11 protein-coding genes are annotated in these 16,102 nt (G+C 66.4%); 8 read left to right on the top strand and 3 right to left on the bottom strand.

The annotated features are described in order from the left end of the window. The first annotated feature begins 151 nt into the window (after positions 1-151). Positions 152-1,852, top strand: coding sequence for a YbaL family putative K(+) efflux transporter (gene ybaL / locus ACQ5SA_RS11515; RefSeq protein WP_353101117.1), 1,701 nt, complete (start codon positions 152-154; stop codon positions 1,850-1,852). 488 nt (positions 1,853-2,340) lie between these two features. Here the strand turns inward: ybaL and ACQ5SA_RS11510 are convergent, their stop codons facing one another. Both ACQ5SA_RS11510 and ACQ5SA_RS11505 read right to left on the bottom strand, forming a co-directional pair. Beyond that, positions 2,341-3,228 (bottom strand): AraC family transcriptional regulator, encoded by an 888-nt coding sequence (locus ACQ5SA_RS11510; protein ID WP_499314302.1) that lies wholly within the window; start codon positions 3,226-3,228, stop codon positions 2,341-2,343. 84 nt (positions 3,229-3,312) lie between these two features. Continuing rightward, on the bottom strand, positions 3,313-4,599 hold the full coding sequence (locus tag ACQ5SA_RS11505; protein WP_499314301.1) for an O-acetylhomoserine aminocarboxypropyltransferase/cysteine synthase family protein: 1,287 nt from the start codon (positions 4,597-4,599) through the stop codon (positions 3,313-3,315). 181 nt (positions 4,600-4,780) lie between these two features. Between ACQ5SA_RS11505 and ACQ5SA_RS11500 the strand changes: the two genes are divergently transcribed. The 3 genes from ACQ5SA_RS11500 (at position 4,781) to ACQ5SA_RS11490 (ending at position 7,743) form a co-directional block, all read left to right on the top strand. Then, the gene (locus tag ACQ5SA_RS11500; RefSeq protein WP_089236580.1) at positions 4,781-5,515 is read left to right on the top strand and encodes a winged helix-turn-helix domain-containing protein; all 735 of its coding nucleotides are present in this window, start codon (positions 4,781-4,783) and stop codon (positions 5,513-5,515) included. Beyond that, positions 5,512-6,801, top strand: coding sequence for an ATP-binding protein (locus ACQ5SA_RS11495; RefSeq protein WP_353101110.1), 1,290 nt, complete (start codon positions 5,512-5,514; stop codon positions 6,799-6,801). The genes ACQ5SA_RS11500 and ACQ5SA_RS11495 overlap by 4 nt, the downstream gene beginning before the upstream one ends. A gap of 141 nt (positions 6,802-6,942) precedes the next feature. Continuing rightward, the gene (locus ACQ5SA_RS11490) at positions 6,943-7,743 is read left to right on the top strand and encodes a MipA/OmpV family protein (RefSeq protein WP_230112861.1); all 801 of its coding nucleotides are present in this window, start codon (positions 6,943-6,945) and stop codon (positions 7,741-7,743) included. Between the two features lie 79 nt (positions 7,744-7,822). On the opposite strand, the gene clpB is transcribed toward ACQ5SA_RS11490, so the two are convergent. Next, positions 7,823-10,408, bottom strand: coding sequence for an ATP-dependent chaperone ClpB (gene clpB / locus ACQ5SA_RS11485; protein WP_100553365.1), 2,586 nt, complete (start codon positions 10,406-10,408; stop codon positions 7,823-7,825). A gap of 253 nt (positions 10,409-10,661) precedes the next feature. Here clpB and ACQ5SA_RS11480 point away from each other — a divergent pair, with 253 nt between their 5' ends. The 4 genes from ACQ5SA_RS11480 (at position 10,662) to ACQ5SA_RS11465 (ending at position 16,102) form a co-directional block, all read left to right on the top strand. Beyond that, positions 10,662-11,156 carry a sigma-70 family RNA polymerase sigma factor gene (locus tag ACQ5SA_RS11480; protein WP_499314300.1) on the top strand — a complete coding sequence of 165 codons (495 nt, stop codon included), beginning with the start codon at positions 10,662-10,664 and terminating at the stop codon, positions 11,154-11,156. Continuing rightward, on the top strand, positions 11,146-12,114 hold the full coding sequence (locus ACQ5SA_RS11475; RefSeq protein WP_499314299.1) for a FecR domain-containing protein: 969 nt from the start codon (positions 11,146-11,148) through the stop codon (positions 12,112-12,114). Before ACQ5SA_RS11480 ends, ACQ5SA_RS11475 begins: the two co-directional genes overlap by 11 nt. Positions 12,115-12,178: 64 nt before the next feature. Continuing rightward, positions 12,179-14,938 (top strand): TonB-dependent receptor plug domain-containing protein, encoded by a 2,760-nt coding sequence (locus ACQ5SA_RS11470; RefSeq protein WP_499314298.1) that lies wholly within the window; start codon positions 12,179-12,181, stop codon positions 14,936-14,938. A 36-nt stretch (positions 14,939-14,974) separates the two neighbouring features. Beyond that, a complete protein-coding gene (locus ACQ5SA_RS11465) occupies positions 14,975-16,102 on the top strand; it encodes a cytochrome-c peroxidase (RefSeq protein ID WP_499314297.1) in 1,128 nt (375 codons plus the stop codon).

Raw genomic sequence — 16,102 nt, 5'->3', positions numbered from 1 at the left:
CCATGCCCGGCGGCTGCTCTGGTAGTGCCGGCCGCTGGCCGGCAACAAGGCGAGCGCAAACCCGCAGGGCACGGATCGAGGCCTGCGGGTTTGCCGTATCTGGCCGCATCGGTGAAAATCGGGGTACCCCCCCTGTTTCCTGCGAGAGCCGATGCACCATGACACCGACCTGATCAACATCGTTGCCGTTGGTCTCGGGCTCGCCTTCATCTTCGGCGCGCTGGCCAACAAGCTCCGCTTGTCTCCTCTGGTCGGTTACCTGGTTGCTGGCATCTGCGTCGGTCCGTTCACCCCGGGCTTCGTCGCCGACCAGGCGTTGGCCAACCAGCTCGCCGAACTGGGCGTGATGCTGCTGATGTTCGGCGTCGGCCTGCACTTCTCGCTGAAGGACCTGATGGCGGTCAAGGCCATCGCCATTCCCGGTGCCATCGGCCAGATACTGGTCGCCACCCTGCTTGGCTGGGGCCTCGCGGCGCTGATGGGCTGGCCGGTCATCCATGGCGTGGTGTTCGGTTTCGCGCTGGCCACGGCCAGTACCGTGGTGCTGCTGCGCGCGATGGAAGAGCGCCGCCTGCTGGAAACCCAGCGCGGCAAGATCGCAGTCGGCTGGCTGATCGTCGAAGACCTGGCCTGTGTGCTGGCACTGGTGATGATGCCGGTGATGGCCGGGGTGTTCGGGCCCGACGCGGCCAACGAACACCACACCATCGGCAGTGTGCTGGCCAGCATCGGCTGGACGTTCGTGCAGCTGGGCCTGTTCGTGGCGGTGATGCTGGTGGTCGGCCGCCGGGTCATTCCGTGGATCCTGGAGCGCATCGCCGGTACCGGCTCGCGCGAACTGTTCACCCTGTCGGTACTGGCGATCGCACTCGGCGTGGCATTCGGTTCGGCGATGCTGTTCGGCGTGTCGTTCGCGCTGGGCGCATTCTTCGCCGGCATGCTGCTCAATGAATCCGAACTCAGCCACAAGGCAGCCAGCGATTCACTGCCGCTGCGCGATGCATTCGCGGTGCTGTTCTTCGTCTCGGTGGGCATGCTGTTCAATCCCGGCATCCTGATCGAACATCCCTGGCAGGTGCTGGCCACCGCCGGCATCATCATGTTCGGCAAATCGGCGGCGGCGTTCTTCATCGTGCGCGCGTTCGGCCATCCCACCGGCACCGCGTTGACGATCTCGGCCAGCTTGGCGCAGATCGGCGAGTTCGCCTTCATCATCGCCGGCCTCGGCGTGACCCTGAAGATCCTGCCGCCCACCGGCCAGGCGCTGGTGCTGGCCGGTGCGCTGATCTCGATCATGCTCAATCCGCTGGTGTTCGGCCTGCTTGACCGCTGGCTGCTGAAACACCAGGAGACCACGCCTGCGGCGGTGGAGACCGAGCTGCCACCCGGGCCCTCGCTTGATCTGCACGACCACGCCATCGTCATCGGCTACGGCCGCGTTGGCAGCGCGTTGGCGCAGGTGCTGCGCGATCGCGGTGTACCGGTGATGATCATCGACGACAACAAGGAACATGTTGCCGAAGCGCATGCGGCGGGCCTGCCCGGCATCCGTGGCAGCGCCGCTTCGGACAAGGTGTTGGCCGAGGCCCATCCGGAGCGCGCGAAGATCGCGGTGCTGGCGATCCCGCAGCCGCTGGAAGCCGGTGAGACACTGGCCAAGCTGCGTGCGATCAACCCCAACCTGACCCTGCTGGCGCGTGCTCACAGCGATGCCGAAGTGAAGCATCTGCTTGAACACGGTGCCGACGGTACGGTGATGGCCGAGCGCGAGCTGGCTTACTCGCTGGCGGAAATGGTGATGGCGACCCCGCCGTATCGCAGCCTCGGGCAGCACAGCATTCCGGTGGTGTGAGAGGTGTGCGGCAGGGCTGCGCCCTGCACCCGCGGTAGTGCCGGCCGCTGGCCGGCAACCTCAACAGCAACAGCAACAGCGGAAGCTGGCTTCCTGTGGGTTGGCGGGGTGGGTCCGGTTGCGGGAGACGCCGTAAACCCGTCCATGGGGGCTTGGCCGCGGCATCCATGCCGCGGACACTCCCGCAACCGGACCCACCCCGCCTTCGACAGATTCCCGTGGCTGTTGGTAGGTGTCGACCTTGGTCGACACGTCGATCCACGCCATGCGTGGATGCTCTTCGTTCAATCGTAGAAGAATTAGATTTCGATTGAGATTCATCCACGCATGGCGTGAATCCACCAGGATTCGTTGCGCCCAAAAAAATCCCCGGCCGACCCGCATCGGCCGGGGATGATATCGCCACGCCCTTGGAGAGCGTCTCTACCGTAGCGCGTTCCTGCAGCGGTGGTGATCGCCTCTGGCGATGACAACCAAGCCGGTGGCTATCAGCCGGCCAGCGGCAGGCACACGTCGGCGCGCAGCTGGTGGGCAGGTACCTGTTCGGGATCATCCAGGAAGTGGAAATACAGGGGCGCTTCGGCAAGCGCGTGCCCACTGTCGGGCCACCAGTCGCGCAGCAGTGCATCACCCACCGCCTGCAGCTGTTCGTAGGGGCCGACATGGTGGACAACCGCATGCGGCCCGACCCCGAGGGCCTGCCGTCGCAATGGCGATGACAGTGACGGCAACCCCGTGACAAATCCCATGCCGCAGTCGAAGCGGTGCGCCCGTGCCGATACGTCCCGGTGGTCATCGATGGCGATGCCCACCAGGTGCAGCAGATCGTCGGCCAGGCCTTGCGTCTGCGCCCATTCGAACAGGCGACCGAAGCTGGCGTCGAGATCACCGAAGGCACCCTGTGCGCGCAACAGCACGACCTCGAATGGCTGCAGCGCGCGCACTTCCACCTTCAACGGGGCAGCGGTCTCTGCGTCCACGTCGGCCGGTGGCTGTGCCAAAACCTGCTGCCATTGCTGCCGCAGCGCTGCATCGGCACGCAGGGCACGCGGGGTGGTATCCAGGCGCTGCCGGCAGCGCCGCGCCAGGGCCTGCGCACTTTCATAGCCTGCGGCCAACGCGGCGTCGGTGACACTTGCACCGGGCTGCTGCAGCGCCTGCAGGGCGTTGAGCAGGCGCAGGCGGTCCAGCGTCTGCCCCGGGCTTTCGCCAGTCAGCGCCCGGTACAGGCGCTGGAAATGGAAGGGCGACTGATGCGCGACCGTCGCCAGTGCCGCCACATCCGGCAGCGCCTGCTGCTCACGCAGGCAGGCCTGCAGATGGTCGATGACCCGTTCGATTCCCTGCGCCTGGCGCAGGCCTGCAAGCCGCTTCATGACCATCTCCGGTCGAGGACATGGCTGCGATCCTGCCTGATCCGCTGGCCGCGTGCGTAACCGATCCTGCGCGATTGGCTGCCCTCAGGTGCCGGCCAGGGCCTGCTCCAGGTCAGCGCGCAGGTCGCCGATGTGCTCGATGCCGATCGAGAGGCGCACGGTGTCCTCGCTGACCCCTGCCCTGGCGAGCTCAGCCGCATCCAGCTGGCGATGGGTGGTCGACGCCGGATGGGTGGCCAGCGACTTCGCGTCCCCCAGGTTCACCAGCCGGGTGAACAGCTTCAGTGCATCAAGGAAACGCGCGCCGGCAACGCGACCGCCCGGCAGGCCGAAGGTCAGCACGCCGGAGCCGTGGCCGCCCAGATAGCGCTGCGCCGCCGCGTGTTCGGGGTCGTCGGGCAACCCGGCATAGCGCACCCACGCCACCTTCGGATGCGCGCGCAGGTACTGCGCCACGGCCAGCGCGTTGGCGTTGATCCGCTCCATGCGCAGGCCCAGGGTCTCGATGCCCTGCAGGATCAGGAAGGCATTGAACGGTGACAACGCGGCACCGGTATTCCGCAGCGGCACTACCCGCGCGCGGCCGATGTAGGCCGCCGCGCCGAGTGCTTCGGTGTAGACCACACCGTGATAACTCGGGTCGGGCTGGTTCAAGCGGGCGAAGCGTTGCGGCTGCGCCGTCCAGTCGAAGCGGCCGGAATCGACGATTGCCCCGCCCAGACTGGTGCCGTGGCCGCCAAGGTACTTGGTCAGCGAGTGCACCACGATGTCGGCGCCGTGTTCGAACGGACGCAGCAGGAACGGCGTAGCCACAGTGTTGTCGACGATCAGCGGCACGCCGGCCGCATGCGCGACGTCGGCAATCGCGGCAATGTCGGTGACGTTGCCACGGGGGTTGCCGATGGACTCGACGAACACGGCCTTGGTGCGCTCATCGATCAGGGCGGCGAACGCCGATGGGTCGGCCGGATCGGCAAAACGCGTCTGGATGCCGTACTGCGGAAGTGTGTGCGCCAGCAGATTGAGGCTGCCGCCATACAGCGCGCTGGCGGCGACGATGTTGTCACCGGCCTCGGCGATGGTCTGGATCGCATAGGTGATCGCCGCCTGTCCGGAGGCCAGTGCCAACGCGCCGATGCCCCCTTCCAGCGCCGCCACGCGCTGCTCCAGCACGTCGGTGGTGGGGTTCATGATGCGCGTATAGATGTTGCCCGGCACCTTCAGGTCGAACAGGTCCGCCCCGTGCTGGGTATCATCGAATGCGTAGGCCACGGTCTGGTAGATCGGCACCGCCACCGCGCGGGTGGTCGGGTCGGGACGGTAGCCGCCGTGCACGGCCAGGGTTTCCAGTTGCCACTGCGGGTCGCTCATTGCGCCAGGCTCCATCCGGGGAAACACCCACGATAGGCCAGCCTCCGACCGCCACTGAGAGCCCCTGGCGATGACGCCAGTACCGGCGGTTATCAGGTTGCCCGGGATTCAGGCAGACGTCATGGGCCATTGCTAGGCTTCGCCGCCGGGCCCTTCGCCCCGGACAAGGACGCCCTACCCAATGCAGCCCTCCCCGTGGACTCCCGCCGCCGGCACCCCGACCCAGGTGCTGCTGGTCGAGGACGACCGCCGCCTGGCCGAGCTGGTCAGCGACTATCTGCGCGAACATGGATTTGCCGTGCAGCACGTGCCGCGTGGCGACCTGGCCAGCGCGGCCTGTCGCCAGCACGCGCCGGAACTGGTGGTGCTGGACCTGATGCTGCCTGGCCTCGGTGGCATTGATGTGTGCCGGCAGATCCGCAGTTTTTCCGACGTGCCGATCCTGATGCTGACGGCGTGCGAGGACGATATCGAACAGGTGCTGGGCCTGGAGTCCGGCGCCGATGACTACGTGCACAAGCCGATCGAGCCGCGCCTGCTGCTGGCACGCCTGCGCGCGCTGCTGCGTCGTCGCCATGGCAGCGGCCCTGCCGGGGTGCCGTGCCGGCTGATGCATGGCGAACTGCTGATCGATCGCGTGCAGCGCGAGGTTCACCTGCATGGGCAGCCGGTGGAACTGGGCACCACCGAATTCGAAATCCTATGGCTGTTGGCCAGCCAGCCCGGGCAGATCCTCTCGCGCGACCAGATCCTGCAGGCGGCACGTGGCATCGGCTTCGATGGCCTGGACCGCAGCGTGGATGTCTGCATCGGCAAGCTGCGGCGCAAGCTGGGCGACGATGCGCGCGAACCGCGGCGGATCAAGACCGTCTGGGGCCGCGGCTATCAGTTCAACCCGTCGGCCTGGTCGGCGTGAAGCGCCTGTTCCTGTGGTTGTGGTTCGTCACTGGTGCCTGCCTGCTGGTGTCGGTGTTCAGCCTCAACCATCTGCTGGACCGCATCTACACGCCCCTGCAGGAACGTGTCTTCGCCGAACAGGTGCGCGGACAGGTGTACGCGCTGCGCAGCGGACTGGCCGGTCTGGACCGCCAGCAGCAAGAGCAGCGTGTGGCGCAATGGCAACCGCACTACGGCATTGCACTGTCACTGCTGGATGTACCGCCGCAACTCGATGACGAAGAGCGCGCTGCCCTGCAAGGGGACGGCTTCATCGTCCGCAACCGCTACCAGCAGGTACTGCTGCCCATCGACGGCGCTGATGGACGCTGGCTGCAACTGCGCTTTCCCGGCGAAGTGCAGATGACCCTGTACATGACCGTCGCCGCGTACCTGTGCATCCTGCTGCTGGTGGGCGCCTGCCTCTACGCGTGGGTACGCCTGCTGTGGCGCGACCTGGAGGCGCTGCGGGGTCATGCAGACCGCATCGGTGCCGGTGACCTGCAGGCGCGTGCGCAGGTATCACCGCGCTCGCAGATCCGCGTCATCGTCGAGCATTCCAACCGCATGGCAGCGCGCGTGGCCGAACTGGTGCAACGGCAGCGCGATCTCACCCATGCCATTTCCCACGAGCTGCGCACGCCGATCGCACGCCTGGCCTTCGGCCTGGACCTGATGCAGGACAGCAACGACCAAGCGCGGCGGACACACCTCGCTGCCGGCCTGCATGGCGATCTGGCCGAGCTCAACCGGTTGGTCAGCGAGCTGCTGGCCTACGAGCGTCTGGAGCATCCCAACGACGCCGAGCCCATGCAGCGGATCGAAGCCAACGATTGGCTGCAGGCCTGCATGGAAGACGCGCGGCGCGATGCCGAGCGCACGGGCCTGGTACTGCAGGTCTGGCCCAGTGCGCTGCCACGCGTGGATGCCGAGCCACGTCTGCTGCAGCTGGCCCTGAGCAATCTGGTCGGTAACGCGATGCGCTACGCACGCACCCGTGTGGAGGTGTCACTGGTCAGCGTGGCCGGCAAGGCCTGCCTGCGCGTGGACGACGATGGCCCCGGCATCGCCGAAGGCGATCGCGAGAAGGTGTTGCGCCCGTTCACCCGTCTGGATGACAGCCGCAGCCGCGACACGGGTGGCTTCGGCCTGGGCCTGGCCATCGCCGGGCGCATCGCGGTTCGTCACCACGGAGAGCTCCGCGTGGGACGCGCAACCCTCGGTGGCGCGCGCCTGGAAATGCACTGGCCAATGGCTGCCAGCTGAACGGCGCAGGCCGCGCTTACAGTTGCTTACAACTCCCGCACAACTGCGGACGGATTGGTCGCCGGCGTCCCGCCACGCTGGCGACCCTGCAGCACGCGCCGGATGCGCGCGCTGCACTTCCTCCCAATGTAGAGAGTTGCCATGTCCCACCTTCGCCGTTTCCCCACCCTGCTCGGCCTGGCCCTGTTGCCCTTGTTCGCAACGTCCGCAGCGCATGCCAAGGATGACCAGTGGACCTTCGAGCTTGCTGCTGGCGGCGGTGTCGCCCCGCGTTACAGTGGCAGCGAGGAATTCCAGGCCGCACCCACACTGTCCTTCGACGTGACCTCGCCGGGCGGCTGGTTTCTGGGTACCAGCGGTGCGGGTTGGGGTACGGCGATCGGCGAACACACCCGCGTGCGTGCCTACGTCGGTGGCAGCGGCAGCCGCCGCCAGAAGAACTCGATCCTCGGCGGCTCGGACTTCCTGCGTGGCATGGGCGATATCGATACCCGGCCCCTGGTGGGCCTGGCAGCTGGCTATACGCTGGGTGAGGCCGTACTGAGTGGTTCGTGGCAGTACACGCTGAAAGACGACGACAAGGGCGACAACGGCCTTGCCACCCAGCAGATCCATCTGAACCTGGAGATGCCGTTGTTCGATCTGGCCGGTGGCGTGGTCAGCGGCAGCGTCTCCACCGACTACGGCAACCGCGGCTACATGCAGACCTGGTACGGCGTCAGCCCTGATCAGGCCGCTCGCACCGGTTTCGCCCAGCACAAGCCCAAGGCCGGGCTGGTCAGCGCCGGCCTGGGCATGAAATGGAGCCATCGCGCCGGTCGCAACGGCAACTGGTACATCGCCGTGGAAGGCACCCGCCTGCTGGGCGATGCGGCAGACAGCCCGATCGTGCAGAAGGCCAACCAGTTCGGCTTGATGACCGGGTATACGCACCGGTTCTGAGCATTGCCGGCATGCGCCGGATGTGGCCGGTCGCTACAACGGAAACGGGGCGCTGCGATCATGCAGCGCCCCGCTTGGTTCAGGCCTTGGCGAACACCAGATGGCCGCCGTCGTTGCCCACTTCGATGGTATCGCCGTTGGCGAATGCACCGGACAGGATCTGCTGCGCCAGCGGGTTTTCCAGCTGTGCCTGGATCGCACGCTTCAGCGGACGCGCACCGTAGACCGGATCGAAGCCGACGTTGCCGAGCAGATCGAACGCCGCATCGGACACCACCAGCTTCAGGCCACGCTCGGCCAAGCGCTTTTCCAGGCCACGCATCTGGATGCGCGCGATCTGCTTGATCTGCTGCTTGTCCAGCGGATGGAACACCACGATGTCGTCCAGACGGTTGATGAACTCCGGACGGAAGTGCGCCTGCACCACGCCCATCACCGCCGCCTTCATCTGCGTGTAGGCCTCCGGCGTGTCATCACCACTCATGTCCTGGATCTGGTGCGAGCCCAGGTTCGAGGTCATCACGATGACGGTGTTGCGGAAGTCCACCGTGCGGCCCTGGCCGTCGGTCAGGCGACCGTCGTCCAGCACCTGCAACAGGATGTTGAACACATCCGGATGCGCCTTTTCCACCTCATCCAGCAGGATCAGCGAATACGGGCGACGACGCACGGCCTCGGTGAGGTAACCACCCTCCTCGTAGCCCACATAGCCCGGGGGCGCACCGATCAGGCGGGCGACGCTGTGCTTCTCCATGAACTCGCTCATGTCGATGCGGATCATCGCGTCGGCGCTGTCGAACAGGAACTCGGCCAGCGACTTGCACAGTTCGGTCTTGCCCACGCCGGTCGGGCCCAGGAACAGGAACGAGCCACCCGGTCGATTCGGATCGGACAAGCCAGCGCGCGAACGACGCACCGCGTCGGACACCACCTTGATCGCCTCTTCCTGGCCGACCACGCGGTTGTGCAGCACCTCTTCCATGCGCAGCAGCTTGTCACGCTCGCCTTCGAGCATCTTGTTGACCGGGATGCCGGTCCAACGCGAGACGACCTCGGCGATCTCCTCGTCGGTGACGCGGTCCTGCACCAGCTTGAAGTCGTGGTTCTCCACTTCCTGAGCGGCAGCCAGCTGCTTTTCCAGCTGCGGCAACACGCCATACTGGATCTCGCTCATGCGCGCAAAATCCTGCCGGCGCTGGGCAGACTCCAGTTCAACCTTGGCCTGCTCGACCTGTTCCTTGAGCTTGGTCGTGCCCTGCAGCGCGGCCTTCTCCGACTTCCAGACCTCGTTGAGATCGGAGAACTCGCGCTCCAGCGCGTCGATATCGTTTTCCAGGTCGGCCAGACGCTGCCGCGAGGCATCGTCCTTTTCCTTCTTCAGCATCTCGCGCTGGATCTTCAACTGGATCAGGCGACGCTCCAGCCGATCCAGTTCCTCCGGCTTGGAGTCGATCTCCATGCGCAGGCGTGAAGCGGCTTCGTCCATCAGGTCGATGGCCTTGTCCGGCAGCTGGCGGTCGGTGATGTAGCGGTTGGACAGGGTGGCCGCGGCGACGATGGCCGGGTCGGTTATCTCAACCCCGTGGTGCACTGCGTACTTTTCCTTCAGCCCGCGCAGGATCGCGATGGTGTCCTCCACCGTCGGCTCACCCACGAACACCTTCTGGAAGCGGCGCTCCAGCGCTGCATCCTTTTCGATGTACTTGCGGTATTCGTCCAGCGTGGTCGCACCGACGCAGTGCAGTTCACCGCGTGCGAGTGCGGGCTTGAGCATGTTGCCGGCATCCATCGCGCCGTCGGCCTTGCCCGCTCCGACCATGGTGTGCAGCTCATCGATGAACAGGATGATCTGCCCTTCGCTCTTGGCCAGGTCGTTGAGCACGCCCTTCAGGCGCTCCTCGAATTCGCCGCGGAACTTCGCACCGGCGATCAACGCGCCCATGTCCAGCGACAGCACGCGCTTGCCGCGCAGGCCTTCGGGCACTTCGTCGTTGATGATGCGCTGGGCCAAGCCTTCGACGATCGCGGTCTTGCCCACGCCGGGCTCGCCGATCAGCACCGGGTTGTTCTTGGTACGACGCTGCAGCACCTGGATGGTGCGGCGAATCTCCTCGTCACGGCCGATCACCGGGTCGAGCTTGCCGCTCTCGGCACGCGCGGTGAGGTCGATGGTGTACTTCTCCAGCGCCTGGCGCTGCTCTTCGGCGTTCTCCGACTGCACGTTCTCGCCGCCACGCAGCTTGTCGATGGCGGTCTGCAGGCGCGCCTTGTCGGCGCCGGCAGCGCGCAGCGCCATGCCCAGCGTGCCGCCATCTTCCAGCGCGGCAAGCACGAACCACTCGCTGGCGATGAAGGCATCGCCCTGCTGCTGTGCCAGCTTGTCGGTGTGGTTGAGCAGGCGGTTGAGATCATTGCCGATCGACAGATTACCGGCCTGGCCGGACACCTTCGGCAGCGCCTCAAGCGCCTCGTCCAGACGCTCGCGCAGCACCGGCACATTGACGCCGGCCTGGGCCAGCAACGGCCGGGTGCTGCCGCCCTGCTGGTCCAGCAGGGCACTGAAGACGTGTACCGGTTCAATGATGCTGTTGTCGCGGCCTACCGCCAGCGACTGCGCGTCTGCCAGCGCCTGCTGGAAACGCGAGGTGAGCTTGTCCATGCGCATTGTGAAACCTCATCGGTCATCTTGGCCGGCCGTGCCGGCGATGCTGGAAAGATGCGGTTGCCCCACCCCGTTTCAAGGGTGGCTGCGACTGCATTCGAAGGCCAGTCAGCCTGCGGCCAGCATGCCGCACCGCATGTTGCAGCCGCGTTGATCCTGCGCAAGCCACTGCGCGCTTGGCACTGGAATCCGCGCACCGCGGATGCAATACTTGCGAATCATTCTCATTTCGATCAAGCCCGCCACCCGCTCCCCCATGGCTCCTCATCACGAACAACTGGGCATGCTGTACCGCGATCACCGCGCCTGGCTGCAAGGCTGGTTGAGTGGGCGCGTGGGCAATCGCGATGTGGCCGATGACCTTACCCAGGACACCTTCGCTCGCCTGCTGCAGGGACGCGACCTGGCTGCGCTGCGCGAGCCGCGCGCGTTCCTGACCACCGTGGCGCGCGGGCTGGCCGCCAACTGGTTCCGCCGCCAGGCATTGGAACGCACGTATCTGGAGTATCTGGCGCAGTTTCCAGAGCCAGTGCTGCCCTCGCTGGAGGAACAGGCGCTGGTGCGCGAAGCACTGCAGCAGATTGATGCGATGCTGGACGGGTTGCCGGCGATGGCACGCCGGGTGTTCCTGCTGGCGCAGTTCGACGGGCTTCGCTATGAGGCCATCAGCGAAGAGCTGGGACTGTCGCTGTCCACGGTGAAGCGGCATATGAAACGGGCACTGTTGGGCTGCCTGGCGTATGCCGGCTGAGACCGCCGCCGCACCGGCACTTCCGCCGCGCATACTGGAGCAGGCAGCCGATTGGCTGATGCGCCTGCACGAAGACGGCAGCGCGGCGCAGCGCGCGCGGTGGCAGCGCTGGCACGATGCCGATCCCGACCATGCGCGCGCATGGCAGCGCGCGGAACGTTTGCTGGCGCTGAGCGGGCAGGTTCCACCGCCATTGGCCCATAGCGCACTGCAGCGCGCCGCCTCGCCGGGCCGGCGCGCGCTATTGCGCAGTGTCGCCGCACTGCTGGTCGCCCCGCTGGGTGGGTGGCTGGCCTGGCGCCTGTACGACGAGGCCGCATGGAACGCCAGCGTGCGTACAGCCGTGGGCGAGCGCCTGCGCCACGTGCTGGACGACGGCAGCGTGCTACAGCTGGACACCGACACCGCCGTGGATATCGCCTTTGATGGTCAGCAACGCCTGTTGAGGCTGCGGCACGGGCAGGTGCAGGTGGCTACCTCGCCCGATCCGCAGCAGCCGACCCGGCCGTTCCGGGTCGCTACACCGCAGGGCATCCTGCAAGCGCTCGGCACCCGCTTCAGCGTGCGCCTGTTCGCCGAGGACGCGCTTCTGGTGGTGCAGGAGGGTGCAGTTCGCATCGATACAGGCACGCGGCATCGCCGGGTCGATGCAGGGATGCAACTGCGCTGGAACCGGCAGTCGCTGCCACAGCCGCAGCCCGCCAACCCCGGCGCGGATGCGTGGACCCACGGCATGCTGGTAGCCGACGCCTTGCCACTGCAGCAGCTGGTGCAGGAACTGGGTCGCTACCACCGCCACTGGCTGCGTGTGGATCCGGCGATCGCCGCACTGCCCGTGTCCGGTGCCTACCCGCTGGATGACCTGGACCGCAGCTTGTCCATGCTCGCAGCGACCTACGCCGTGCAGGCCCAGCGGGGGCTGTGGATCCAGCTGCGGCCGGCCGACACCCGCGGGTGACACTTTTTCCCGTTTCGGGGGGCAGAGGAAGTGAACCCTCTTATTCCGCCCCTCTTCCATGCCCATGACTTCCACCCGCCTGCGCGTGAGCGTGCTGGCCGCCGCCCTCGTCGCCACCCCGGTGTTCGCCCAGAGCGCACCTGTCGCGCCAGCAGCACCTGCCACCGCCCCTTCGCTGGGCAGCGCACTGAGCACGTTCGCCGCCGAACGCGGTGTCGCCCTGTCCTTCGATCCATCGCTGACCCGCGGCCGCCAGGCAGCGCCAGTGGCGGAAGGACTCGATGTGGATGCAGGGTTTGGCGCGCTGCTGCAGAGCAGTGGGCTGCGCGCGGTACGCCGCGAGGACGGCAGCTACACCCTGCGCCGCGCCACCGCCACCCGCCAGACCCAGCCGCTGCGCGTGGGCGGCGCCGATGGCCGGGTTGCACTGCCACAGGCCCTGCCCTACGGACAGGGCATGACGATGGACGCCGATGCGCTCGAAGCGCAGGTAAAGGGCAATGGTGATATCGCCACGGCCCTGCGCAGCAACCCGGCCGTGCAATTCAGCGATTCGAACAACAGCAGCCGCAACATGGGCGAGATCCGGCCGGACGACTTCAGCATCAACGGTGCGCCGTACTACCAGAACCTGTTCCTGCTCGATGGCGCGACCATCAACAACGACATCGACCCCGCGTTCAACGTCTCCGGCACCGGCAACCCCAACAACGCGGTGGACGTGCCCAGCGCGGCACAGGGCATCGCCGTGGATGTGGACCTTCTGGAATCGCTGACGGTATATGACGCGAACGTTCCGGCGGCGTATGGCGGCTTCACCGGCGGCGTGGTCGATGCGCGCAGCCGCAAGGCCAGCGATGGCCTGCATGGCAAGGTGTGGATGCGCATGGCACGCTCGGCCTGGGACCAGATCATCGCCAACGACGCACAGGCTGAAAACTACGCCGATTCGGCCACCTATGCCTACCAGCCGCAGTACGACAAATACCGCGTGGGCGCGCGCCTGGAGGGCCGAACTTCGTTTGGCCTGGGCATCATCGGCACGGTCACCCGCACCCACTCGGACATTCCGCTGCGCGCCTATTCCGCCGGCCGCAACTCTGCCGGCGATGACGTCAACCAGAAGACCCAGACCCGCGAGAACACCAGTGCCAGCGTTGCCCTGGACTGGCAGAACGACGATGGCCTGACATTGGGCGCAAGCTTTTCATATGCGCCCACCGATGACCGCTACTACATCATGAACGGCCGTGATTCCTGGTTCGACATCAAATCCGGAGGGCCTACCGCCAGCCTGCGTGCGAACTGGACCCACGGCGCCTGGACCCTGCGCAATACGGTCAACTACAGCAACGTGGAATCCTCGCGCCGCAGCGACCTGGACTACATGCGCAACTGGTCCAGTTCCGAGGAATTCAACTGGAGCCCGACCGGCATCAGCTCCGAGGGCAGCTATGGCAATGTCGACCAGAATGACCGCCGCATTGGCTACCGGGCGGTGGTGGACCGCGACATCTTCACGGTCGGGCGCAGCGAACACTCCCTGCAGTTCGGCCTGGGCGTGCAGCGCCGTGACGGCAGCTATGAGCGCCTGAATGATCATTCGGTGTATCTGTCCACGGGCGTCACCAGCAGCTGCAAGCTTTCCGACGGCACCATCGATACGTTCTCGTGCTCGCTCTCGCCGCTGCGTGCCGGTGGCGCCGGGCAGTACTTCAAGCAGCGGCAGCTTTACCACGCCGGCAGGTTCGAGGTCAGCGGCGAGGAATACGAAGCGTGGCTGCAGGACGACATCCACGTGGGCAACTGGAACATCCGTCCGGGCCTGCGCCTGGACCGCAACAACGTCTGGAGCCAGACCAACCTGTCCCCGCGCGTAGCCGTTTCCTGGGATGTGCTGGGCGACCGGCGCACGGTCATCAATGCCGGCGTGAACCGCTACTACGGCCGCAGCTTCTACAGCTACCTGCTGCGCGATGGCCGTGAACGCCTGCGCGAGACGCTGGTGCGCACCAAGGCATCCACTACGTGGGCCGATGCCACCAGCACGACCAACGTGGCGACCAACCGCCTGCGCGACGTCGATTCGCCCTATAGCGATGAGTGGACCCTGGGCGTGGACCAGCGTGTGGCAGGGCTGGTCTTCAACCTGAAGTACGTCAACCGTGCCACGCGCAAGGACATCCTGCGCCGCAAGGTCGACGGCCCCGATCGCACCCTCTACAACCTCAACACCTTCGAATACACCAACGAAGGCCGCAGCGATGCGGAGATCTGGACCCTGTCGGTCGCTTCGCAGCGGCCCTGGGAGGTGCTGGGCACGCGCAACAGCTTCCAGCTTTCGGCTGACTACACCGACGTCAAGCGCAACTACAACAGCTACGAAGACAGCGACGACATGTTCGAGCTGGTACGCCTGGATGGCAAGCTGATGTACCGCTACGAGCTGCCCGCCACGCAGTTCCTGCGCCCGTGGAGTGCACGCCTGAGCACCCGCACCGAAATTCCCGCGCTGGGCTTGAGCTGGAACAATTTCTTCCGCTACCGCGCCGGCTTCGAAGGCTTTTCCACCGGTGCGTCGCAGACCATCGATGGCATCACCGCACCCAACCTCACCAGCCGCAAGTACGCCGGCACCTGGACCTGGGACGCCAACCTGGAATATCGCCTTGCACTTCCACGCGACCAGGAGGCCTACGCACGCATGGAGGTGCAGAACGTGCTCAACCGCAGCAACCTGACCACCGCCAGTGGCACTGCAGCAACCACCATGTACTACGAACCCGGCCGCAGTTTCTGGCTGGAACTGGGCTATTCGTTCTGAGCCTGCGGCCCGCGCAGCTGCGTCGGGCCATTGCAGATGAAGCGTACCCGTCCCCTGCGCATGTTGCTGCCCGTCGCTGCCCTGTTGCTGGGCGGCGCGGGCGGGCCAGCGCCCGCGCGCAGCACGCCCTGCCCCGACATGCTGCCTCCGCGGCCAGAGGGCGTCTGCCTGCGCGCCCTGTACAGCGGGCCCAGCGCAGGCTGGCCCGCACCCGACGTGGAGCCCGGGGTGCTCTGGTACGAGCTGGCGCCACTGCCGACACCGGTCGATCCTGCGGACAATCGATCAACACCTGCCAAGGTGGCGCTGGGCCGACGGCTGTTCTTCGACCCCATCCTGTCGAAGTCGCGGCAGTTGGCCTGCGCCAGCTGCCACGACCCGGACCTGGGCTGGGCCGATGGCCGCCGCGTGTCATTCGGGCACGACCGTCAGCCCGGTCGCCGCAATGCACCGAGCGTCGCTGCCAGTGCACACGTTGCGCCGCTGTTCTGGGATGGCCGAGCCTCCACGCTGGAGCAGCAGGCCCTGCGCCCCATCGCCGATCGAATCGAGATGGGATTCACGGCGCAGGGCGCGGTGCGCCGCCTGCGCGGCGATGCGTCCTATCGCCATGCCTTCAACGAGGTGTTTGCGCAACCACGCATTGACGCCGCCCAGCTGGGCCAGGCGATAGCTGCCTTCGAACGCAGCCTGTCGCCACGCAACAGCCGTTTCGATCGTTTCCTGCGCGGTAATGTCCATGCGCTGGAGGATGCGCAGCTTCGTGGCCTGCATCTGTTCCGCACCACTGCCGGGTGCATGAACTGCCACAACGGCCCGGCCCTGACCGACAACGGATTCCACAATCTCGGCCTGCACTTTCATGGCCGCTCCCGGCAGGATCTTGGGCGGTATGAGATCACTGGCGATCCTGCCGACAGCGGCCGTTTTCGCACACCATCGCTGCGTGGTGTGGCCAGCACCGCGCCCTACATGCACAACGGGCTGATTCCGCGCCTGTCCGGCGTGCTGGCGTTCTACAACGCGGGCGGTGCGCGTCCGCGCCCGCCCGCAGCGTCGGCAGCCAACGCCGATCCGTTCCCGCAACCCGATCCGTTGCTGCGCCCGCGTGGGCTCAGCCGCCAGGAACTGCAGGACATCGAAGCCTTCCTGCAGTCGTTGTAG

Source organism: Stenotrophomonas indicatrix (genome assembly GCF_050573115.1).
Taxonomy (GTDB): Bacteria; Pseudomonadota; Gammaproteobacteria; order Xanthomonadales; family Xanthomonadaceae; genus Stenotrophomonas; species Stenotrophomonas lactitubi_A.
This window is presented reverse-complemented; position numbering and strand designations above follow the sequence as displayed.

Bases quoted from the DNA above. Each gene is read 5' to 3' on its own strand.
- ybaL (WP_353101117.1), top strand. From the start codon at position 152: ATGCACCATGACACCGACCTGATCAACATCGTTGCCGTTGGTCTCGGG.
- ACQ5SA_RS11510 (WP_499314302.1), bottom strand. From the start codon at position 3,228: ATGAAGCGGCTTGCAGGCCTGCGCCAGGCGCAGGGAATCGAACGGGTC.
- ACQ5SA_RS11505 (WP_499314301.1), bottom strand. From the start codon at position 4,599: ATGAGCGACCCGCAGTGGCAACTGGAAACCCTGGCCGTGCACGGCGGC.
- ACQ5SA_RS11500 (WP_089236580.1), top strand. From the start codon at position 4,781: ATGCAGCCCTCCCCGTGGACTCCCGCCGCCGGCACCCCGACCCAGGTG.
- ACQ5SA_RS11490 (WP_230112861.1), top strand. From the start codon at position 6,943: ATGTCCCACCTTCGCCGTTTCCCCACCCTGCTCGGCCTGGCCCTGTTG.
- clpB (WP_100553365.1), bottom strand. From the start codon at position 10,408: ATGCGCATGGACAAGCTCACCTCGCGTTTCCAGCAGGCGCTGGCAGAC.
- ACQ5SA_RS11480 (WP_499314300.1), top strand. From the start codon at position 10,662: ATGGCTCCTCATCACGAACAACTGGGCATGCTGTACCGCGATCACCGC.
- ACQ5SA_RS11475 (WP_499314299.1), top strand. From the start codon at position 11,146: ATGCCGGCTGAGACCGCCGCCGCACCGGCACTTCCGCCGCGCATACTG.
- ACQ5SA_RS11470 (WP_499314298.1), top strand. From the start codon at position 12,179: ATGACTTCCACCCGCCTGCGCGTGAGCGTGCTGGCCGCCGCCCTCGTC.
- ACQ5SA_RS11465 (WP_499314297.1), top strand. From the start codon at position 14,975: ATGAAGCGTACCCGTCCCCTGCGCATGTTGCTGCCCGTCGCTGCCCTG.